This is a genomic window from Streptomyces sp. NPDC094034, assembly GCF_040303865.1.
Taxonomy (GTDB): domain Bacteria; phylum Actinomycetota; class Actinomycetes; order Streptomycetales; family Streptomycetaceae; genus Streptomyces.
In genome coordinates this window covers 150,185-170,903 of sequence record NZ_JBEOUD010000011.1, presented here as the reverse complement: position 1 = coordinate 170,903, position 20,719 = coordinate 150,185, and the positions used below count along the sequence as shown (strand labels likewise).

Genomic DNA, 20,719 nt, shown 5'->3' with positions numbered 1-20,719 from the left:
CGGCCGACGGGTCGACGGAACGAAATCCGGATTCTTCTTGACAGTCCATTCCTCGAAATCCGTATTCACGGAGGAGAAAAGAAGTGAACGTCAAGTCCCGTGCTCGCCTGGGCGCCGTCGTCGGTGCCGCCGCACTCGGTGTGGGCCTGCTGGCCCCCGTAGCCTCCGCCGACCCGGCGGTCGGTGAGTACCGTCAGCTCGCCGGCGTGGGCTCCGACACCACGCAGGACGTCCTCAACCGCCTCGGCGCGGTCATCCCGGACCCGGACGGTGTCCCGGACGGTCAGCTCATCGCGTCCTACAACGCGACGGGCACCGCCACCATCAAGACCCGCGCCACCGGCTGTGTCATCAACCGGCCCAACGGTTCCTCGGCCGGCATCGACGCCCTGCGCAACGCGGTCCTCAACAACACCGGCTGCCTCGACTTCGCCCGTTCCTCCCGGGGCCCGGTGGACACGACGACCACCAAGCTGACCTGGATTCCGTTCGCCAAGGACGCGGTGACCGTCGCGGTCCGCTCGGACAGCGCGCTCAACAACAACCTGGACCTGACCACCGCCAACCTGCGTGACATCTACACCTGCGTGAAGACCACGCACAACGGTGTCGCCCTGACCCCGCTGCTGCCGCAGTCGGGCTCGGGCACGCGGTCCTTCTTCCTGGAGAAGATCGGCGTCACCGAGGCCCAGATCGGCACCTGCGTCAACGGCACCGTCCAGGAGCACGACGGCACCGCGCTGGACAGCGCCGGCGACATCGCCCCGTACTCCGTGGCCCAGTACATCGCCCAGACCAACGGTGTGGTGACCGACCGTCACGGCGTCACCGTCCTGGGCAAGGTGAACACCGTGGCGCCGCGCAACGCGGACGGCACGCTGAACGTCAACTTCCCCTACAACCGTGACGTCTACAACGTCGTCCCGACCCCCAAGATCACCGGCACCACCGCTGACCCCAACGTCGTGAGCGCGTTCGTCGGCACCGCCTCCAAGGTCTGTGGCCAGCCGTCGCACATCACGGCCTTCGGCTTCGGCTCGATCGGCACCGCCTGCGGCGCCACCACCCTGAAGGGCGAGCGCTGATCAGCGTTCCCACCCACCACGCCAAGGCCGGGCACCCTCCAGGTGCCCGGCCCCGCGGCGTGTCCCGATCCCGTTCCATCTCCGGCTGACATCGACACCGACATCACCTCCGACACCGCTGTCACCTCCGACACTGGCATCACCTCCGACACCAACGTCACTTCCGACACCGACATCAACCGCGGCACCGGCCGCGACACCGACACCCTGTGGGGGACCCGACCATGACACGCCTCGCGCGAGCGAGATCACTCCCGGCGCTGCTGCTCTGCTGCGCTCTGCTCATGGGTGCGGCCGCCGCCGTGCTCGGCGCCGCGGCGACCGCGAACGCGGCCGGCCGGCTCGGCGATCTGACTCTCGGCACCACTACCGGCAGCATCACGGACGATCCGCTCGTCCCCCGGGTCAGCACGGACACGGCGTGCCCGGAGGGGCAGGGCGGCGCGGTACGACTCACTGTGCTCCACCCGACGCTCGGCACGACCGCCCGCCTGGGCAACGCGACGACGGGACCGTACGACGCCGCGCCCATCGACACCGAGATGCCGCAGGAGTTCTTCCCCTTCTCCGACATCCTCGCCGGGTGGTACGGCAACGAGTCCCACGACGGTACGTTCGAGCTGCGGCTCGACTGTGTCAACGTCCTCGACCCGAACGTGCCTCCGGCCTTCTTCACCACGAACATCGAGGTCACGGGCGACACATGGGCGCTGGCCGCGGCCGAGACGACCAGCCTGGAGCTGACGGCCGCTCCGGAGAACCACCCCAAGGCGGGCAGCGAGGTGACGGTCACGGTGAAGGTGACCCCCGAGGCGGCGGCCGGCGAGGTGGCACTGACCTCGGAGCGCGCCGGTAAGGAGCCGATCGCTCTGGGCACGAAGCCGGTCGAGAACGGCACCGCCGTGTTCACGACGAAGGAACTGCCCGTGGGCGTGCAGAACATCCGTGCCCAGTTCACTCCCACGGATGCTGACGCGTACGCCGGTTCGAGCAATGAGCTCAGTGGCTATACGGTCGACGAGGCCGGTACCCCGAGCGGCTCGCCGACGCCCAGCGGCTCCGACGAGCCGACCGACGGACCCGGCGTGCCCGCCGACATCGACGCGCTGGACGCGGACGGCAACCTGCTCGAACCGAACCCGAACCTGGAAGCCGGCCAGCAGGTGACGCTCATCGCCCGCGGCTATTCCAAGGACGCGACCGTGAAGGTCGCCCTCGCCGAGGGCGACGCGGTCTTCGAGGACGCGAAGGCGGACGCGGACGGCATCGTCCAGGACTACCCGTTCACCGTCCCGGCGGAGATCGCGGACGGCGATCACGTGCTGACGCTCGCCGAGGACAAGGAGGGCGGCCACAGCCTCGACTTCATGTTCACCACGGGCGAGGTGACCGAGCCCAGCCCCGAGCCCAGCGACTCCGCGAGCGCGGACGGCGGCGCGGCGTCGGGCGCCTCCGGTGGTGACACCGGCGGTGACGGCGGCGCGGCGGCAGGTGGCAGCAGTGGCGGCAGTGGCGGGGGCGGCTCCCTCGCCTCGACGGGCACGGGCGTCGCCTCGATCGCCCTGGCCTCCCTCGCGCTGTGCTGCGTGGGCGCCGCGTTCGTGATCGGCGTGCGCCGCAAGGGTCTGATGACCTTCGCCACGCCTCCGGGCACGGCGGGCGACTGAGCCGGGACGGGTCCCGAGGTGCCCCGGTTTCCGGAGGCAGGCCGTGTGTCTGCCTCCGGGCCCCGGGCTCGTACCGACACCTCACCCCGTCCTCGCGTCGGCCCACCCGCCCCCGCCACTCCCATCCCCTCGCCCCACCACCGACCTTTGATCTCCGACCCCCGACCCAGCCAGCGAGGAGCGCAGCCACCGTGGCCGTTCTGACACCGCCGCCGTCCGCCACCGCCCCGCCGGACGCCCCCTCACCGCCCGCCGGATCCGCTACCCGCAAGGAGCCCGCCGGGCGCGGGGGAGCCCAGGGGACGCCCGCCCGCCCGGGTCTCGCGCTGGCCGGGGCCGCGCTGTGCGTGCTCGCCGCCGTACTGCTCGGCTTCGCCGCGAACCTCACCGTCGTCGGGCACCTTCAGCACGCGCGTGACCAGCAGGTCGCCTACGACGAGCTGCGCAAGCAACTCGCCGAGGGCACCGCCCCGGTGGGCCCGCTCGACAACAACGGCAAGGAACTCGCCCTGGGCGCCCCTGTCGCACTGCTGGACATCCCCGCCCTCGGTGTCCACGAGGTCGTCGGCGAGGGCACCACCTCCGGAGTGCTGATGTCCGGCCCCGGGCACCGCCGGGACACCGCGCTCCCCGGCCAGTCCGGCACCACGGTGATCATGGGCAGGCAGTGGGGATACGGGAGTCCGTTCTCCCATCTCGACCGGCTTCCCGACAACGCCACCATCACCCTGATGACAGGCCAGGGCAAGGCGGAGTACCGGGTGACCGGCATCCGGCGCGCGGGCGACGAACTGCCCCCGCCCAGCAGCGGTCAGAGCGAGGGCCGGCTCACCCTCATCACCGCCACCGGCGCCCCGTACACCCCCTCGGGGGTGCTGCGCGTGGACGCCGAACTGACCACGCCCGTACAGCCGAGTCCGCCGCGCGAGCGCCGCGCCGGATGGATCGGCACCGCCGAAGAGGCGCTCAAGGGTGATGGCGGCGCCTGGCTCGCCGTCTTCCTGTGGACGCAGGCGCTCTTCCTCGCCGCGCTCCTCGCCGCCTGGGCACACCGGGTGTGGGGCCGCTGGCAGGCCTGGATCTGCGCCGTGCCCGTCCTGGCCGCACTCGGCCTCGCCGTCTCCGGCGCCGCCACCCGCCTCCTGCCGAACCTGCTCTGACAGAAAGTGAGTTGCCCCACCATGACGGTGACGCCGCCCGATCTCGTCGACACCCTGGTCCAGCCCGCGGTGGGCGGTGGCACCGCCGCCACACTGCGCGCCGATGCCGTCTCCGCGTGGTTCGGCGACCACAAGGTGCTCGACCAGGTCTCGCTGACCATGCCCGCGCACGAGGTCACCGCGCTGATCGGCCCCTCGGGCTGCGGCAAGTCGACCTTCCTGCGCATCCTCAACCGTATGCACGAACTGATCCCGAGCGCCGCGCTCGCCGGACGCGTCCTGCTCGACGAGGGGGACATCTACGACCGCGGACGGCGCATCACCCATGCCCGCCGCCAGATCGGCATGGTCTTCCAGAAGCCCAACCCGTTTCCCGCCATGTCGCTGTACGACAACGTCCTGGCCGGGCTGAAGCTCAACGGCATCAAGGCGGCGCGCGACACCAAGGACGGCCTGGTCGAGGAGTGCCTCACCAAGGCCGGTCTCTGGCGCGAGGTCAAGGACAGGCTGCGGCAGCCGGGCGGCGCGCTCTCCGGCGGCCAGCAGCAGCGGCTGTGCATCGCACGGTCGCTGGCGGTACGGCCGAGGGTGCTGCTGATGGACGAGCCGTGCTCGGCGCTCGACCCGACCTCGACGCGGCGCATCGAGGAGACGATCGCCGAACTGAAGGCGGAGGTGACGATCGTCATCGTCACCCACAACATGCAGCAGGCCGCACGGGTCTCCGACTCCTGTGCCTTCTTCCTCGCGGAGCAGGGGACACCCGGGGTGATCGTCGAACACGGCGACACGGACGCGATGTTCAACGCGCCCCGGGACACCAGGACCGCCGACTACGTCAACGGCCGGTTCGGCTGAGCGGGCCTGATCCGGGTGGGGGGGCGACCGGCGCACCGGTCGCCCCCCACTCGTTCCCGCCCCACCGCGCCGTCAGTGTTCGTGGCCGAGAGCGCTCATCTGGCTGAGAGTTGATCCACTTCCGGTCTCTCCCGGTCGGGGCTGTGGCAAGGTGTGAGCCCACCGCACTGGAGGTCGATGGTGACGTTTGAGATCGTGACCGCGAACGCCGACTATGTCGAACAGCTGGGTATCTGGGCCGACGAGGAAGGCTGGAATCCGGGGAAGTCCGACCGGCACTCCTTCTTCCCCACCGATCCGGGCGGCTTTATCTTCGGGCGTCTGAACGGTGAGGCCGTAGCGTCCGTTTCCGCCGTGCGCTACGGCACCGATTTCGGCTTCATCGGTTTCTATATCGCCCGTCCCGCCGTACGCGGACAGGGATACGGAATTCAGGTCTGGCGGGCCGCCATGGCCCGGCTGAACGGCCGGAACGTAGGGCTCGACGGGGTGGTCGACCAGCAGGAGAACTACCGCAAGTCCGGCTTCCGCAAGGCCTGGAACAATGTCCGTTACGAAGGCGTCCCCGGGACCATCGATATTCCGGACGACATCACGCTCATCGACGCCCGTAAGGTCTCCTTCGATCAACTCGCCGCCTATGACCGGCGGTTCTTCCCCGCTGAGCGCGACGCCTTCCTCGCCTCGTGGATCGGGCTGCCCGACCGTACGAGCCTCGCCGCCGTCCACGACGGTGAATTGCGCGGCTTCGCGGCCATCCGCCCCTGTAGCGGAGCCTCGCGCGTCGGGCCGCTCTACGCCTCGTCCCCGGAGATCGCTGCCGCGCTGCTGAGCGGACTGGCCGCCACCGTCCCCGGCAAGCCCGTGGCGATCGACATCCCGGACATCAACGCGCCGTCCGTACGGCTCGCGGAAAAGCTGGGACTGGCGCCCAGCTTCGAGGCCGCGCGCATGTACACGGGCCCGGTCCCGGAAATGGATCTCCCGGGTTTGTACGCCGTCACCAGTCTTGAACTGGGGTGATTCCCGGGCCACCGAACACCGGCCGGATCCCCTCGGGGGCCGTATCGGCCGGTGCGCGGTGGAACCGATCCCGTCAACTCATGGCATCGGCCCGCCGGATCAGACGTTGGGCACCTTGAGCTTGTCCCAACTCGTCTTGCCGGGTATCCCGTCGGCGTCGTTTCCCGTGTAGCCGAGCTTGCGCTGCCAGGCCGCGTAGGACGTGCGGTCGGCCTCGGTCCAGTCCGGCCCGGGACCCACCTCGTACCGTCCGCAGCCCTCCGCCACCAGTCGCTTGCCCATCGCCGTGATCACGGCGCTGCGCCGGCCGACCGCGAAGAAGGCCGCCCCGGGGAAAGGTTCGAAGGTCGCCGGGGGTTTCGGCGGCGGTGACGAGGGGCCGTCCGGCTTGCCGCCGAGCCGGTTTCCGATCCGCGTCCGCATCGACTCCATCGTGAAGCCGCGCGGATCGATCTTCCCCGGCTGCCACTCCTTATGACCGATCACCGAGCGCTGCGTCCAGCCGTGCGCCCGGCAGATGGCCGCCGCCGCCTTCTCGATCGCCTCCAGCTGGGCGGCCGGCCACGGGTCCGTGCCATTGCCCAGGTTGACGCACTCGAAGCCGTAGAAATAGCGGTTGCCGTCGGTGTTGGCCTCGTTGTCGGCGGGCAGCCCCGACTCGTTGATCACCGCGCGCAGGACGTCGTCGTCGCCGAGTCCGGCGTGATTGGCCCGGCCGTTGCCGACCAGATACACCGTGCCGTCCTTGGCGATCACGCCGTGGCACAGTGGACCCGGCAGGCTCGAATGGCCGTTGTAGCAGAGCTCCACGGAGCTCTGCGTCCCCGAGGTCACGGTGTGATGGATCATCACTCCGTGCAGCGGCCCCCACGGACCCTTGTGGTTGCGGTTGTGCGTGCGCCAGCTCCGGTGCTCGACGACGCGCAGACCTTCGTTACGGAGGACTTGCAGCAGTTTGGTGGCGGTCAGAGGCGTTGCCATCGCGATGCTCCTTCACTTTCCGACGAGCCGTCAGTTCTCTTTCTGTTCGTCGCTGTTCTGTTCCGGCGCCCGCTGCGCGGTGTCGCCCGTCACGGCGAGTTCGGCGGCGACGGCCTCCTCCTCGGCCGCCGTCTCCGCCGCCAGCTGCGCCTCGTTGGCCGGCGGGACCGGAGTGGCCAGCGGGGCGAACGCCAGCCGCAGATCGGCGGCGGACCCTTCGCCGAACACCCATGCGAGTGGAGCGTAGTGGTACTGGACCCCACCGGGTGCGCGGAGCAGCGGCCGACGGGCCGCGTCCTTGGGCCATTCCACATCTCCGGTCGCCGTACGCGCGGGAACGGTCCAGAAGTCACCGGAACGATAGGTTTTCCCCGGCTCGAAGTAGACGAGAACGCCGTCCTCCAGCGGAATCCAGCCACCCTCCTCGATTCGCAGCGCGCCGTCGCGCGGCTTCGTCGCCCCCCGCTTCTGCCGTCCCGACCGCCCCGCCCCACTCGTGTGGTGCGCGTCCGGCCGGTGGTCCCAGCGGCGCAGGAACGGGTGCAGCCCGGGCCGGCGTCCCACCGACGGGTCCGGCTCGCCGGAGAGCCGCACCCGTCGACCCGGCAGGTCGACCTCCTCCACCCTGAGCAGCGGCAGCGGCTCGCCCCTGCTCAGATACCCGGTGTCGGCGAACTCGACCTGGTCACCGACGTTCAGATCCAGCTTGTCGTCACCGCCGAGCGAGGCCAGCTCCACCCACGTACCGTCGAGCCCGTCGACCGGAAAGGTCACGGAACCGTTCTCCCTGGACCACTTGAACGTCGCGTCCTTCGCCGCGCCGCCCTGATGGATCTCCACGCGGTACATCTGGTTCTCCGGCCCCCGGTACCGCGCGTCCGGCTTCACCAGGCACGGGTCCTCGTCCGCGTGCTCGGGCCGCCGGGCGCGCGCCGCCATCCGTGCCGTCGGCGCCTGCGCCGCCACCCACGTGGTGAACGCCGCCCGGGCCTGCTCCTGCGGCGTTCCGTCCGCCGGATCCAGCTCCAGCCGCTCGCCGGGCAGCGGCAGCAACTGCCAGACGACCTTGAGCCTGGCCGCCGTGTCGGGCATCGCCGAGCCCAGCGCGACCTCCCGCAGCAGCGGGTCCTCGGCCGCCGTGACCGAACGCTCCCACACCTTCAGATAGACCAGATAGGGGTATTGGGTGGGCAGCCGGTCCCCGGGCCGCTCCGGGTCGCGGTACGCGTCGGGCTGGTCCCAGTACGTCCAGGTGGCCGGCGCTTCCGGCGCCGCCGGAGCGTCCTTGTCGTCGTCCTCGGCCGGGGCCGCGTCGTCCTCGACGGGCACCCCGGGCGCCGGGCGTGTCGCGTCCACCAGGATGCCGTCGACGTAGTAACGGCCGCCCGCGATGGTCAGATCGTCCAGCTCCCGGCCGCCGCCCACGAAGTCCAGCGCGAATCCGGTGGCACCGAGCGGGCCCCCGTGCGGCCCGATCAGATCGGCGGCGAGGGTACGGGCCTGATACAGCTGGATCGCGGCCTGCTCATTCGCGTCCGCGTCGAGCTGGACGCGGCCCTGCTGGGCGATCACCGCCGAGTAGTGCCGGTCGGGCCGGAAGGTGGTGCGGGAGATATCTGCGTGCATGGGAAGGGGTCCCCCTCGGAAGATCGGCATTCGGTCGCGCGGGATACGGGTTCGCGGGATACGGAGTCATGGCATCGGGCATGGGACGGGGCACGGGGCGGAGGAGGGCTCAGGTCACGGTCACGATCCCGGCTTCGGCACCGGCCGGGGTGTACTCGGCCAGCCGCGCCCGCAGACTGTCCAGGCGCTGCGGCTGGTGGAGATCGTGGAAGGCGCCCATCTCGGAGCCGTCCTCGGCGCCCCGCTTGATCTCCTCGGCGCACCCGTCGGCCAACTGCCCGTAGGCGGGCGTGCCGTACCGCTCACCGGTGAACAACGGCCGCACCCGGGCGGCCTCCTCACCGCCCACCAGGTCCGGCTGGCAGCGATGGCGGCGCGGGGTGCGCGAGCCGGGCGGTACATACGAGAAGCGCACGCACCCGACGCCCCGCCTGGCCACCCGCAGCGCCCCGGTGAACAGCGAGTTCTCGGCGATCTCCACCGCGTGGGCATGGATCTCCCCGATGACGGTGGTGCGGTGCGCGTGCAGCACGGCGTGGGCATGCCGGCAGTCCGGGGCGGACAGGGCCGCCCGGTCATGACCGGTGGCGTCCAGGAGGCTGTCGCGGATATGGAGGGGCAGCGGGTCGTGCCCCACCTCGTCACCGATCACCTCGATGGTGCCGAGGACACACCGCTCGATCTCCACGCACGCGGTGGTCCTGTCCAGCACCAGACTCGGTTCCTCCGGGGAGTGCGGCTCGCAGTGGGGCTCCAGCGACCAGCCGGGCACGAGCGTGCAGTGCCGCAGCACGACCGAGCCCATGGGACCGGCGACATGGAGCCCGCGCCCGGTGATCAGCAGACCGTCGAGCACGATGCGGGGAGCCTTGCCCGCGGCCTCCCGGCCGCCCTCGTCCCGCCGCGCGTCCTCGTCCCGCCGTCCTTCCTCCTCCCGCGCCCGGATATTGAGCGCGTCCGGCCGGTTGCTGTACCAGTCGAGCAGTCGGATCACCGGCCGGGTGCCCTCCGCGGCCCGCACTTCCAGCCGGTCACCGGGGTCCAGATCGAAGTCGAGCTGCTCCTGATAGGCGCCGCTGTGCGTGATCTCGATCAGCCCGTCGGGTCCGCAGCGCCCGGCCCGCCGGTCCGCGCGCCACTGCGCGTACGCGTCCATGATCCGCTGGTACGGCCGGCCCGGGCCGACCCGGTAGACCGCCGAGGACACCGGCGTCTCCCGGTCGCGCGGGTACTCACCGCCGCCCGTGTCGTCCGAGAACGCGTGGTGGTACGTGACCCAGACACCCTGGCGTGGCGCCGAGCGCGAGCCGAAGGCGATCCGGCCCAGCTCGGGATCGACCGCGACCTGCCCGCGCTTGGGCCGGTAGCGCCAGTCCGTCAGATCCGCCACCACGAGATCCGCCGGTGCCACCGGCTCGTCCTGGCCGTCGCGCCAGATCGTGAAGCTCCTGCCGGGGCCGTAGTAGTCCGCGAGCCGGTCGGCGAGCTGCCGACGGCGGATATACGCGGGGACGTTGTCGATGGTCGCGACATGGGTGGCGGACGGCTCGGGCACCGGCTTCGTCACCAGCGGGGTGTCATTGCCCAGGATCGAGAACGTGTAGAGGTTACGGGCCCGGTCGACACAGTACGCGGGCGCCTTGGTCAGCTGGTACGGCTTCAGCCGCCACACGAACAGGCCCACCCCGGCCGGGGACTGGCCGCCCCGCCTGCGCGCCGAATCGGCCCGCCGTACGTTCACCGACCGCGCGACCGTGCCGAACGGCCCGCCCGCCAGATCCAGCGCCGCGCCCTCCCGTACGTCCACGAGCCGGCCGCGCTCCAGCCGGCGCGCGTTCACAGCCGCCGTTCCCGAGCCGTACAGCTTGACGGGCTGCTGATGGGCCAGGAGACGGGAGAACTCCACCGCCCGCGCGGGCCATCCCGCCACATCCCCGGCCAGCTCCTCCAGCAACGCCAGGGTGCCCTTGCGCCGCCGGTTGGCGACGGTCGCGGCGACATCGGCGCGCGGCGCCAGGGCCTCGGCGAGCCGGTCGCGTGCCTCCTCGGCGCCGTCGCCGCCCGCCAGGCCCTTCGCGAGCACCCGCTCATAGCCGGGCAGCGGGGTGTAGCCGACCAGATCGCCGAGATACGGCAGCACCCAGGGCGCCGCGGTCTCCACGAACCAGTCCTCATAGCTCTGTTCGACCCCGTCGCGGACCCGGTCGACCTGCTCGGCGATCACCGCGAGCAGTGCGCGCAGCGGCTCCCCGCCCTCGGCGTCGCGCAGCCGGTGCCACTGCGGGAGCAGCTCCGCGAGCCCGTCCGGTTCCCTGCTCATGCGGTGACCTCCGTCAGAATCAGCGTGTCCGCGACACGCGGTGACAACAGTGCGAGCTGGGCCGGCCTGATGCCCCGGAAGACACTCACGGCCCGTCCCCTCGCCAGCCGCCGGGTATCGGTGATGTCCGGGTTCAGCCGCAGCAGTTCGGCCAGTGGGATGCCGTACTGCCCGGCGATCCGGGTGAGGGTCTCGCCGTCCTGTTCGCCGACCACATGCACGTCCTCGTCGTACGTGGCGAGCCGCGCCGGGACCGCCGGGCGCGGCCGGTCCAGGTCGCCCACGAGCCCGATCAGCTCCTCCGGGGTGACGGACGCGGCCACCCCGGTGAACACATCGACATCCACATAGTCCACACCCGGTACCCGGTGGGCCGTCGCCAGCACGTCCGAGAGCCGGGCGGGCCGGCCCAACTCCCGGCGTCCGCTGCCGAATTCGCGCAGCAGCGCCTGCCGCAGCCGGGGTTCGACCACACTCCAGGTGTGATCACGGGCCACCTTCACCCGCGCCGCGAGCAGCAACAGCACCAACTCACGTACGTCCACGCGCACGGGCAGCCGTGAGTCGCCGTAGCGGGCGAGCGAGGACCGCAGGGCGCGCAGCACCTCGGAGTCCTCGGCGATCGCGATGTCATCGACCCCGGCGACCGTCATGTGCAGCACCCGCCGCCGCCCGTCGAAGATCTCACGGGCCGCTGCCCGGCCGATGCCCGCACGGGAACGGGCGAAGTCCTCGTAGTCCCTGATGGACACGAGCCGGTCAAGAGCGGAGACCGCGAGCGGGATAGTGCGCCGGGTCAGACCGGGACCGTCGGCGTCCGCACCGCCCGTGGCGGGCGCCGGATTGGTGACGGCCGTGACGCCGAGCGGCCGGGTGACGGCCTGGGTGATCCGGTCCGCCGGTACGTTGGCGGCGCTGCCGGTGCCGAAGCGGTACCGGGCCCGCACATTCTCGTGCCCGGACGGCAGCCGGGCGCCGGACACCCCGTCGCCGAAGGTCACGGTCGTCCGCCCGTCCGCGGCCGTGCCGATGACATACACCCGGGCACGCGGACCGCGTCCGGCCAGGCTGTCCACCGCGTGCCAGAGCAGACCGTCGACCCGTACCTCCAGGGTGGGCGTGGCCCCCAGTGGATTGTCCGCGGGCAGCCAGGTCAGCGGTGACTGCCAGAGGGCGAACATCTGGTTGATCCGGCCGGCGTCGCCGCTGCCGATCGGCTCGTCACGGCTCTCGCCGTGCGACGCGGGGACCACATTGCCCTGGACACGCACGGTGTCACGGCGGTAGCGGTAGGCCAGGTCCGCGGTGAGGGTGAGTTTCGTATGGACGTGGTCACCGGGCAGTTGGGGGTCGAGCGCCTGCTCCACCTCGGCGATGACGGCCAGTTCGGTGCCTCGCACCCCGGCCGTGTGCGGGATGTCGGTGCGTTCGCCCGACACGATCAGATGGCGTCCGGGCCGCAACCCGTCGTACAGCTCGGCCAGTTCGAGCTCATTGCCGTGGACGTCCTCACCCAGCGGCTCGTCGGCGAGGCGCAGCGCCTCACCGCCCGCGTGCACGGTGGTGTCCCGGATCGTGGAGAGCAGGACGTCGTGCTCGTCGAGCCAGGGGTCGGCCAGCGTCAGTTCGGTGCCCCGGCCGGTGATGCCGTAGTTGGTGTACGCGGCGGTGCGCAGGGCGGTCACCCGCGTGGTGACGGACGAGAGCTTCTCGTCGCCCGGGATTCCGTCGGGACCCTCGGCGCCCTTGCGGGGGCGCTCGACCACGACCCAGCTGCCGACCGTGATGCCGTCCTGCACGGAATCGAGCGGCAGCGTATGGCGGTTGGCCTGCTCGGGGACGGTCGCGAGTCCGATCTCGACATTCGCCGGCTCGCCGCCGACGGTGTACCGCACGGTCAGCTCAAGCTCTCCGTGGGTGACCTGCTTGTGCTCGCCGGGAGCGAGCCACCACTCCAGGGCCTCGCCATTGTGGACGGCCACATGGACCCGGCCGTCCTCGCCGGGGCGCGAGACGAAGAGCGTCCGCTCGGGGAGACCCGGCAGCAACTGGGCGGTCACGCCCGGCTCCTGGGAGTCGGCCGGGCGCCGGGAGAGCCAGCTCAGATCGCGGTCCTGGGCGGTACGGGTCACCAGCGAGACCCGGCCCGGCGCCAGATCGAAGGTGATCTCGGCGGGCAGATTCTCCGACCGCTGTACCGACGAGCCCGTCTCCGTGTGCTGGAACTCGGCGCGGACCGGCACCCGGCCCGCCGTGTCGTACACGATCCGCATGGTGGTGAGCGACGAGCCGCCCAGCGGCCAGTCGGTCTGCCGGATGACCCGCCCCCGCTCGTCCTGAACGGGCTTGAGCGGCGCCGTCGCCCCGAAGGGCGCCGCGGTCACCCGCATCGCCTGGACCTCGCGCAGCAGCGCGGGCACGGCCGGGGCCGCGTTGCGCCACGCCGCGTACATCCCGTCCGCGATCCGTGGATCCAGCGCGGACAGCAGCCGCGCGCCGAGGTCGGAGCCCGGCGCGAAGAGGCGCGCCGGGTCATGCGGGAGCGCGCGGGCTCCCGACGGGGGCTTGACGACCCGGGTGCGCAGAGCGGGCAGTACGGCGCCGAGCGCCCGCAGGGCCGGGGAGTCCACCGCCCCGGTGTTCTCCGTGGGGGAGTCCGCCGCCCCGGCGTTCGCGGCAGGAGTGGGCGGCACGGGCTGCGAGGGCTCCAACTCGGCCGCCCGCTCGATCAGTTCGCCGACCACGGCCTCCAGCCGCTCGAACCACGCCGCGACCTCCTCGTACGGAGCCGCGAGTGCCCCCGCCTCGGCGAGCCGCTCATACGGATCCGCGAGCCGCCGGGCGAACGCCGCCGGGGACGTGATGCCGTCCAGATCGGCGCGCAGCGGCGCCAGCACCTGAACGTCGAAATCGTCGATGATCAGGCTGACGGGGCGCGGATTGGGGTTGTCGGGGGTGGGATCGCCCTCCTCGGCCTCCCGCCCGTCCTTGGTGATCCACTCACGCAACTCCGCCACCAGCTCGGCCAGTGACGGCGGCGCGGACTGCGGCAGACCGATCGCCGTCACATCGTCGTCCCGGTCGATCCTGACCCGCGCGACCTGCGACAGCTGCCGCTCCCCGGCCGATTCGCCGTCCGCGCCGAAGACGAACAGCAGTCTGTCCCCGGTCTGGAACGAGGCGGCCGTCCCGGAGATCTGGATCTCGGAGCGCTCGCGCAGATCGCCGGGGGTGAGCAGAGCGGGCCGGCGTCGGCGTACCACCAGCTCGTTCCAGGCCCAGCGGGCCGTCAGGTCCTCACTGGTCTCGAAGGTCCGCGACTCCTCCTCGGCCGAGGCGGGCACGCTGTTGCTGCGCGCGCCGCGCGGGATCAGCACCGGCAGGTCCTCGGCGCGCGGATCGCGGTCCAGGGTGTAGGCGAGATGGGTGTCGGAGGCGATACCGGGCCGCGGCCGATGCCCGACCAGCCGGCCCAGCAGGGCCAGCGAACGGTACTCACGGGCCGTACGGAGATACCCCTCCTCGGCGATCCGCTCGGAGTGGAACGTGAGCAGGTCACCGACGACCGCCCAGGAGTCGAGCAGTCCGATCGCCGGGTCGTCCGGGGTACGGACGGTCAGTCCGCGCAGCGCGGGGTAGGCGGGGGACGCGAGCCGGTCGAGCATGGCCGCGAGGAACGAGCCGTACTCACCGACCCGGTGGTCGAGGGCCGTCCGGCCCGGCGGGTTGTACGGCGGCCGGGGAGCGTGCCGCTCGTCGTGCCCACCGCGGCCGCAGCCGCAGGTGCGGGTCTCACTCATCGTGCGCCTCCGGCCAGTTCGATGGACAGCCGGCCGTTCTCGGGCCGGTCCGGATCGTTGTCGCACCGCGCGATCTCCAGCGGGCCGACTCGCAGCACGCCTTCCTCCAGCGCGATGTCGTTGTCGGGGTCCTCGTCGAAGAGCCGGTTCAGCCGGGTCACTCGTACGCTCTCCACGCCCTGTACGGCTGCCGCCGCGGCCACCAGCCGGCTGAGTCGCACCGGTTCGCCGAAGGTCAGCGCGTCGGGGTGGAAGAATCCGAGCCGGCCGCCGGACAGCCGTCCGCCGCCCAGCAGCCGGTACAGCTCGGCCAGGATCTGCCCGTGCTGGTGGCCGGGCGCCGCACACACCGTGAGAGCGATGTCCAGCGGCACGCTCCTGGCAGGGCCCACCACCAGGTCGTGGCCGATCCGGCGGTAGCTCTCCAGGGCGTAGGACACCGAGTCGAGGAGTTCGGGCGACGGATCGCCGTTCCCCAGCGCGTCGATGGCGATATGCGCCTCCTGGACACTGCCCGTCCAGCGAATCTCCGCCGCCGCGCGCTGTACCCCCGGGAGCCCGGCGGCCAGCGCTGCGTAATCCTCGGCGGTCACAGCGCGCAGCCGAGAACGCTTGACGTCGAGCGGTGCCAACTGGCGCACCTGGTCGACGGGTTCGGGCTCCGTGCCACCGACGGCCGGCAGCGGATTGCGTACCCCCGCCACCGGCATCGGGTCCCCGGCGTCGGACGCCTCCGGATCACGGCACAGCACCAGATGGTTGATCGCCTCCGCGCCGACATTGCCCGCCGTACCGCCGCCGAGCCGATAGCGCAGCTCCAGCCGGGCACCCGGCCGCGGGCGCGCACCGTGCCGCCCGTCGCCGAAGCGCAGGGCGATCCGTCCGTCGTCCTCCAACTCACCGACGAAGTGCCGGTCGCGCGGGCCGCTGGAGAGCAGATCACGCCGGGGAGCCCAGGACATGTCGCCGTCCGTGACACTCACCGCGGGCAGCGCGGCCCGCGGGTCCTGGACGAGCGCCGCGGCGGGCCCGCGCAGCACCGCCTCACCGGGATGCAGTCCGACCGCGTACGCCCGGCCCCAACTGTGGGCGATCTCCCAGGCGATGGAGGCGTCGAGCACCGTGCCCGCCCGGGCCCGAGCGCTCAGTACCTCAAGCCGGCGCAGCTTCGGGGCGAGCAGCCGCTCGCAGCGGTGCAGCAACTCACGCAGCGCGCGCACCGGATGGCGCCGCAGCTCAAGACGTTCCAGGACGCGCAGTCCGAACAGCACGGTCAGCTCGGCGATCTCACGATCCGTCAGCCCGTCGTGGTCGCGGGCGCTGCGCCACAGCTCCACCAGCCGCTCCCGCACCCGGCCCCCGATGGCCGCCAGCCGGGTCGCCTGTCCGGCCGAGACATGGCGGGCCTCCGGGAACGGTACGGACTGGACGACGGGGGAGCGGTCGAGCACCGGCCGGAAGCGCGGCCGGATGCCGGGATAGACGACCTGCGCCAGCAGGGTCGCCACCGCCTCCGCCTGGGCGTAGGCGGTGCCGGGGAGGACCTTCTCCTGCCGTCGCCCCGCCAGCTCCAGCGTGAGCCCGGCGCGTACCGTCGCGTCCTCACCGACGACGGCGAACAGTTCACGGACCTGATCGGCCGTCAGTAGACGACCACAACGCGTCTGCTCGATACGGGCGTTGATGAGCTCGGCCGTCGCGTTGCCCGCGTCCCCGTCCCAGCAGCCGAAGCCCGAAGGCTCGCAGGAACCGAGCACGGCGGGCGCCGACGGGACGGTGACGGTCTGGGCCCCGCCCCCGTGGACGGACAGTGACCGGCCGTGGTCGACGAGTACGACATTCCCGCGCGCTACGCTCACGTCCTCCACCGGCTCGCAGCCGGGGCCGCCGCGGGTCGACAGACAGACGGGGAAGGTGAGCGCGTCCTCCCGCGCCCAGGTGACCTCCAGGACAGGCTGGTCCGAGAGCCGGTCGACGAGCGGGGTGACGGAGGTCAGGCGTACGGCCTGCCGGTGCGCCGGATCGGCGTCCCCCGGCGTACCGGACCGCGGCCCCCGTACCTCCTCGATCAGCAGCAGATCGCCCGGCGACAACTCCAGCGTCCGGTCCGCGCACTCCTCGTCCGCCCACTCGTCCCGCAGCGTGGCGGCGGTGGCCCCCCGGGGCAGCGCGCACACCTCGTCGCCCCAGGTCCAGAAGCGGATGGTGGTGTGCTCGGGGGACAGGACCAACGGTTCCTCGGCGACGACCGGTTCGAAGACCTCCACCGAACCGCGCTCGTCCAGCACGGCCAGATCCCGGTCGTCGATGACCGTACCGATCTCGGGCCGGTCGCGCGGCGCCAGCGTACGGACATCGACGGCGGCGAAGCGGAACGTACCGGCCGGCAGCGTCAGCCGGCGCGCGGTCTCCACGGTGACGAACGCGCGGGCGTTGACCCCGTCGTGCATCGGATAGTCGATGAGCCGCACATGGCGGCGTACGGACACCCGGCGCCGTGCCGTGTCGAGATACGCCTCGGTCGCGACCGCGTCCTGCTGATAGCTGATCAGATCCGCTGTGTGGGCGAGGAGTTCGACCAGTGTCGTGCCGAGGTCGGCGGCGTTGCGTTCGACCCAGTCCGGGGTGGTCAGCGCCAGCCGGTCCAGGATCAGCCGGCGGATCGTCTCGTAGTCGCGCGCGGTGTAATCGATGACGGGTTCAGGTGCGCGTGCGAGTGTGGCTCCTGGTGCGGCTGTGGCTCCCGGTGTGTGCGGGGGCGGGCCGTAGGGCTGCTCGGCCCCGGCCAACTCGTCCTTCTCGCAGTCGAAGGGGGTGGGACAGTCCGCCCGGAAGTCGAAGTCGGCCCGGAAGTAGCGCTGGTCGAACCCGTGGAAGGGCTCGGTGCCCGGCAGTCCGTACGGATCCGTCGCGACGACCGAGAGCCGGTAGCGGGAGGTGTCGCCGGTACGGTCGAGCGTGACGAACAGCCGGTCGTCCAGCTCCGGGTCCTCCTCGCGCTCGACGGACACCTCGACGGCCTCGATACCGGTGATCCGCCGGCCGCCGTCGATCCGGATGTTCTCCGCGCAGAGACCGTGGGGCGCCTTGCCCAGGAACGTGACCGTGAGGGTGAGCCCGTCGTCACCGACCTCGACCGCGTCCACACCACCGAGCCGCGCGGCCCGTACCTTCGCGCGCCTGCCGTCCGTACGGCAGACCAACTGATCGCTCCGCACACTCATACCGGGCCGCTCCCCTCGAACACCTCGTCGCGCCGACTCGCGGTGGAGCGCACCACATAGCGCAGATACACCCGCACCACGTTCTCCTCGCTCACCACGTCCAGCGCCTCCACCTCGATCAGTTCGCCCAGCCAGCGCTGGAGCGACGCCTGTACGGACAGCTCCAGCGCGGAGGCCAGCTCGGGGCTGTTCGGTGTGAAGACCAGATCGAGCAGCCCACAGCCGAAGTCGGGGTGCATGACGCGCTCGCCGGGGCTGGTGAAGAGCAACTGCTCGATCAGATCCCGCACATGGTCGTCGTAGTCCGCGTGCGCGGTGCGCCCCCGCCGGTCGGTGCGGAAGGGAAAGGCGATGTCCGCACGTACGTGTCTCGTCCTCATCCGCAGGCCACCCCCTGGTGGGACGCCGTCGTGATGACCGGCGGCCCCTGCGGCACGAGGCCCGCCGTGTAGCAGAGGGCCGCCGTGCTCTCCAGCAGTACCGGCGAGCCGTCGATCAGCACACCGCCGGCCGCCGGCGTCCAGCGGACGCTCGTACAGGGCACGGGGATGTTGTCGACGGTGTGCCGACAGCCGGTGACGGTGTGGACGAGCGCGCCGGTCGCGGTGGCGAGCCCGTCGAGCCGAACCCCCCGCGACGGGGCGGGCGCGGCGACGGCCCGGCCGCCGTGGGGGCAGCCGATCAGGGTGCCCGCATGGATGACTTTCCCGGACAAGACTTCTCTCCCCGTCTCTTCGCTCGCTTCGCTGACGTTTCTTGGGGCGCTTCTCGGGCGCCGACGCTTCTTGGGCACCAACGCTCTTTGGGCGCTAACGCTTCTTGGGTACGGTCAGCCGGCCCCGATTGATGTCGACCTGGTCGCCGGAGACAAGGACGGATGCCCCCTGCCCGTTGTCGATGTGGACCCCGTCCCTGTTGATCCGGATGAAGGGGCCGTTTCCGTCCGTGCCCGGCGCCTGGAGGAGAATCCCGCTGTCGGGGTCGTCGGAGAGCACGATCTTGTGGTGGCCCTGGGTCTCGATGACGACGGGCCGCGCGTCCCGCTCCGCGCTCGCCAGCGCGTCCGCCGGCAGTTCGCTCTTGTCGCCGAACCAACAGCCGGTCCAGATCGGGAAGCTCGGATCGCCCTGCTCGAACTCGATCCACACGCCCGCCCCCTCGGACGGGATCACATACTGGCCGGACCGCTCGCCCGTGAACGGGAAGCAGGGCATCGCCCAGGTCGATGGCTCCTCATCGAGCACGTCGGGGACGTACGCGGTGATCCGGCCGATCCGCAGCGGATCGTTGTTGTCCGCCACCCGGCCCCGGAACTTGCCGAGGAAGCGATTGTTCGATGCTGGCGCCATGCGGGCTGCTCCTGCTGTGTCGGGCGTGGGACTTCAGGGACTTCAGGGAACTCGGGGGAACTCGGGGGAACTCGGGGAACTCGAAGAACTCGGGGGACTCGGGGGACTCGGAGACTTCACGAACTGGAGGGGACTCAGGGACGGACGGTGCCGCTGCGGGCGATGAGCCCCTCACGTGAGAGCGTGAAGTTCTGCTGGTACGAGCCGGGCGTGAGGTTGTGGGTGACGGAGGTGACGTAGTAGTCACCGTCGTACGTCCTGCCGGCGCCCCGTACCCCGACCAACTCGCGCGGACGCAGTACATAGCCATGGCGGTTGACATCGAACTGCCCCGAACCGGAGATCGCGTCCGCGGAGGTCGCGGCGCGGGCGAGGGCTTCCGCCCGCGCCTGCTCGAATCCCTTCTTCGCGGTGCCCGACAACCGCTTCCGCTTGAGCGCGGGGCTCGCACGGCGGCCCAACGGTGGCCTGAGCGGGCTGATGTCGGGCTGCGGGAGCAGGGTCGTCTCGCGGGACAGCGGATTCTGCCAGCGGGCCTGCGGCTCCTCGCGCGCGGCTCCGTCGTACGCGAAGGTGAGCTGGTCGACCGTGGAGTTGACGTCCATGTTGACGTTGAGCGCGTGCTGACGCTGCCCCAGCCGTCGCTGCGGGCCCCAATAGGCCAGGGAATGGCCGGGGGTGGGTCCCGGTTCGAGATAGAAGGTGTAGCCGTTGGCGCGGGCGAGCTCATTGACGTAGCCGAGGTCCGTGGCGGTCTGGTAGTCGACGCGCAACTGCTCGCGGGGCGGCTGGGCGATCTGCTCGGGTACGACCTCGGGCCGGATGCCATAGTCCACGTACTTGGCGAGAATGCGGCTGACGCGCTCGGCGGGGGAGAGGTTGGGAAAGCGGTCGGTCCGCTCCTCCAGGTCCATCAGGATGGTCAGGTCCTCACCGGTCACGGTGAGCGTGCTGTGCCCCGGCTGATTGCTCGCCCCGACTTCCTGACGGACGATCAGACCGTCGAGGAGGACGGTCGGGGTGCCCTTGATGGTCGTCGAGACGATGACGCGGGTGCGGGGGTCGAAGAACCCCTCAGGCAGGAGCCGATCGATGATGGCGCCCTTCTTGGTCAGGTCGAACGCCAGCTGAAAACCACTGCGTTCGCCCGCGGTACTGGTGATCTGGGCGGACAGCAGGGCCTCGGCGACCGCCTGGGGCACGGGCCGGGTGAGCTGGGGGCCCATGCGCAGCGTGAAATGTACGGGCCCGGTCCCGATCGGCTCGTCAGCCATGGCCGGTCCCCACGGCCCCACCGGGCAGCGGAATCCCGATCACCCGCCCCGGCTCGGCGGTCAGCTCACGTGGATCGAGAACCGGATTGGCGTCCGCGATCCGCCACCACTGCCCGGGATCGCCGAAGTAGCGCTGCCCGAGGTGGTCGGGCCGCTCGCCACCGCTGACGGCATGCGGCGCGACGGCGCCCTCGTCGCTCGGCAACGGCGGCAGCAACCGCCGCTTGGTGTAACGCACTTCGGTCCCGTCGGGCTGGACATGCACCCCGATCTCGGCGTCGTGGTACCGGCTGTCGCGGGGGTACGGATGCGATCCCGGGATCGCGTCGAGCGGACTCTCGTACGGCTCCAT

General features: G+C 71.3%; 15 protein-coding genes. 5 read left to right on the top strand and 10 right to left on the bottom strand.

The genetic code is table 11. The features are described from left to right. Positions 1-83 precede the first annotated feature (83 nt). The 5 genes from ABTZ59_RS13445 (at position 84) to ABTZ59_RS13425 (ending at position 5,793) form a co-directional block, all read left to right on the top strand. Positions 84-1,085 (top strand): substrate-binding domain-containing protein, encoded by a 1,002-nt coding sequence (locus ABTZ59_RS13445; protein ID WP_351395445.1) that lies wholly within the window; start codon positions 84-86, stop codon positions 1,083-1,085. A 224-nt stretch (positions 1,086-1,309) separates the two neighbouring features. Next, a complete protein-coding gene (locus tag ABTZ59_RS13440; RefSeq protein ID WP_351395442.1) occupies positions 1,310-2,752 on the top strand; it encodes an Ig-like domain-containing protein in 1,443 nt (480 codons plus the stop codon). A gap of 191 nt (positions 2,753-2,943) precedes the next feature. Continuing rightward, on the top strand, positions 2,944-3,912 hold the full coding sequence (locus ABTZ59_RS13435; RefSeq protein WP_351395439.1) for a sortase: 969 nt from the start codon (positions 2,944-2,946) through the stop codon (positions 3,910-3,912). A gap of 21 nt (positions 3,913-3,933) precedes the next feature. Next, the gene (locus ABTZ59_RS13430; RefSeq protein WP_351395436.1) at positions 3,934-4,770 is read left to right on the top strand and encodes a phosphate ABC transporter ATP-binding protein; all 837 of its coding nucleotides are present in this window, start codon (positions 3,934-3,936) and stop codon (positions 4,768-4,770) included. Between the two features lie 177 nt (positions 4,771-4,947). After that, a complete protein-coding gene (locus ABTZ59_RS13425) occupies positions 4,948-5,793 on the top strand; it encodes a GNAT family N-acetyltransferase (RefSeq protein ID WP_351395433.1) in 846 nt (281 codons plus the stop codon). 99 nt (positions 5,794-5,892) lie between these two features. On the opposite strand, the gene ABTZ59_RS13420 is transcribed toward ABTZ59_RS13425, so the two are convergent. From ABTZ59_RS13420 to ABTZ59_RS13375, 10 genes are all read right to left on the bottom strand, one after another. Next, a complete protein-coding gene (locus tag ABTZ59_RS13420; protein ID WP_351395430.1) occupies positions 5,893-6,774 on the bottom strand; it encodes a peptidoglycan-binding protein in 882 nt (293 codons plus the stop codon). 30 nt (positions 6,775-6,804) lie between these two features. After that, positions 6,805-8,400 (bottom strand): DUF6519 domain-containing protein, encoded by a 1,596-nt coding sequence (locus tag ABTZ59_RS13415; RefSeq protein WP_351395427.1) that lies wholly within the window; start codon positions 8,398-8,400, stop codon positions 6,805-6,807. A 109-nt stretch (positions 8,401-8,509) separates the two neighbouring features. Next, positions 8,510-10,720, bottom strand: coding sequence for a hypothetical protein (locus ABTZ59_RS13410; protein WP_351395424.1), 2,211 nt, complete (start codon positions 10,718-10,720; stop codon positions 8,510-8,512). After that, the gene (locus ABTZ59_RS13405) at positions 10,717-14,520 is read right to left on the bottom strand and encodes a putative baseplate assembly protein (RefSeq protein ID WP_351395421.1); all 3,804 of its coding nucleotides are present in this window, start codon (positions 14,518-14,520) and stop codon (positions 10,717-10,719) included. The genes ABTZ59_RS13410 and ABTZ59_RS13405 overlap by 4 nt, the downstream gene beginning before the upstream one ends. Continuing rightward, complete coding sequence (locus ABTZ59_RS13400) at positions 14,517-17,744, bottom strand: putative baseplate assembly protein (RefSeq protein WP_351395418.1); 3,228 nt, start codon at positions 17,742-17,744, stop codon at positions 14,517-14,519. Before ABTZ59_RS13400 ends, ABTZ59_RS13405 begins: the two co-directional genes overlap by 4 nt. Beyond that, entirely contained in the window at positions 17,741-18,124 is a 384-nt protein-coding gene (locus tag ABTZ59_RS13395) for a GPW/gp25 family protein (protein ID WP_351395415.1), read from the bottom strand. The genes ABTZ59_RS13400 and ABTZ59_RS13395 overlap by 4 nt, the downstream gene beginning before the upstream one ends. Further along, entirely contained in the window at positions 18,121-18,459 is a 339-nt protein-coding gene (locus tag ABTZ59_RS13390) for a hypothetical protein (RefSeq protein ID WP_351395412.1), read from the bottom strand. The genes ABTZ59_RS13395 and ABTZ59_RS13390 overlap by 4 nt, the downstream gene beginning before the upstream one ends. Positions 18,460-18,553: 94 nt before the next feature. After that, the gene (locus tag ABTZ59_RS13385; RefSeq protein WP_351395410.1) at positions 18,554-19,093 is read right to left on the bottom strand and encodes a phage baseplate assembly protein V; all 540 of its coding nucleotides are present in this window, start codon (positions 19,091-19,093) and stop codon (positions 18,554-18,556) included. Between the two features lie 134 nt (positions 19,094-19,227). Continuing rightward, positions 19,228-20,367 (bottom strand): hypothetical protein, encoded by a 1,140-nt coding sequence (locus tag ABTZ59_RS13380; protein WP_351395407.1) that lies wholly within the window; start codon positions 20,365-20,367, stop codon positions 19,228-19,230. Next, on the bottom strand, positions 20,360-20,719 hold the full coding sequence (locus ABTZ59_RS13375) for a LysM peptidoglycan-binding domain-containing protein (RefSeq protein WP_351395531.1): 360 nt from the start codon (positions 20,717-20,719) through the stop codon (positions 20,360-20,362). Before ABTZ59_RS13375 ends, ABTZ59_RS13380 begins: the two co-directional genes overlap by 8 nt.

Bases quoted from the DNA above. Each gene is read 5' to 3' on its own strand.
- ABTZ59_RS13440 (WP_351395442.1), top strand. From the start codon at position 1,310: ATGACACGCCTCGCGCGAGCGAGATCACTCCCGGCGCTGCTGCTCTGC.
- ABTZ59_RS13430 (WP_351395436.1), top strand. From the start codon at position 3,934: ATGACGGTGACGCCGCCCGATCTCGTCGACACCCTGGTCCAGCCCGCG.
- ABTZ59_RS13425 (WP_351395433.1), top strand. From the start codon at position 4,948: ATGGTGACGTTTGAGATCGTGACCGCGAACGCCGACTATGTCGAACAG.
- ABTZ59_RS13420 (WP_351395430.1), bottom strand. From the start codon at position 6,774: ATGGCAACGCCTCTGACCGCCACCAAACTGCTGCAAGTCCTCCGTAAC.
- ABTZ59_RS13415 (WP_351395427.1), bottom strand. From the start codon at position 8,400: ATGCACGCAGATATCTCCCGCACCACCTTCCGGCCCGACCGGCACTAC.
- ABTZ59_RS13410 (WP_351395424.1), bottom strand. From the start codon at position 10,720: ATGAGCAGGGAACCGGACGGGCTCGCGGAGCTGCTCCCGCAGTGGCAC.
- ABTZ59_RS13405 (WP_351395421.1), bottom strand. From the start codon at position 14,520: ATGAGTGAGACCCGCACCTGCGGCTGCGGCCGCGGTGGGCACGACGAG.
- ABTZ59_RS13400 (WP_351395418.1), bottom strand. From the start codon at position 17,744: ATGAGTGTGCGGAGCGATCAGTTGGTCTGCCGTACGGACGGCAGGCGC.
- ABTZ59_RS13395 (WP_351395415.1), bottom strand. From the start codon at position 18,124: ATGAGGACGAGACACGTACGTGCGGACATCGCCTTTCCCTTCCGCACC.
- ABTZ59_RS13385 (WP_351395410.1), bottom strand. From the start codon at position 19,093: ATGGCGCCAGCATCGAACAATCGCTTCCTCGGCAAGTTCCGGGGCCGG.
- ABTZ59_RS13380 (WP_351395407.1), bottom strand. From the start codon at position 20,367: ATGGCTGACGAGCCGATCGGGACCGGGCCCGTACATTTCACGCTGCGC.
- ABTZ59_RS13375 (WP_351395531.1), bottom strand. From the start codon at position 20,719: ATGGAGCCGTACGAGAGTCCGCTCGACGCGATCCCGGGATCGCATCCG.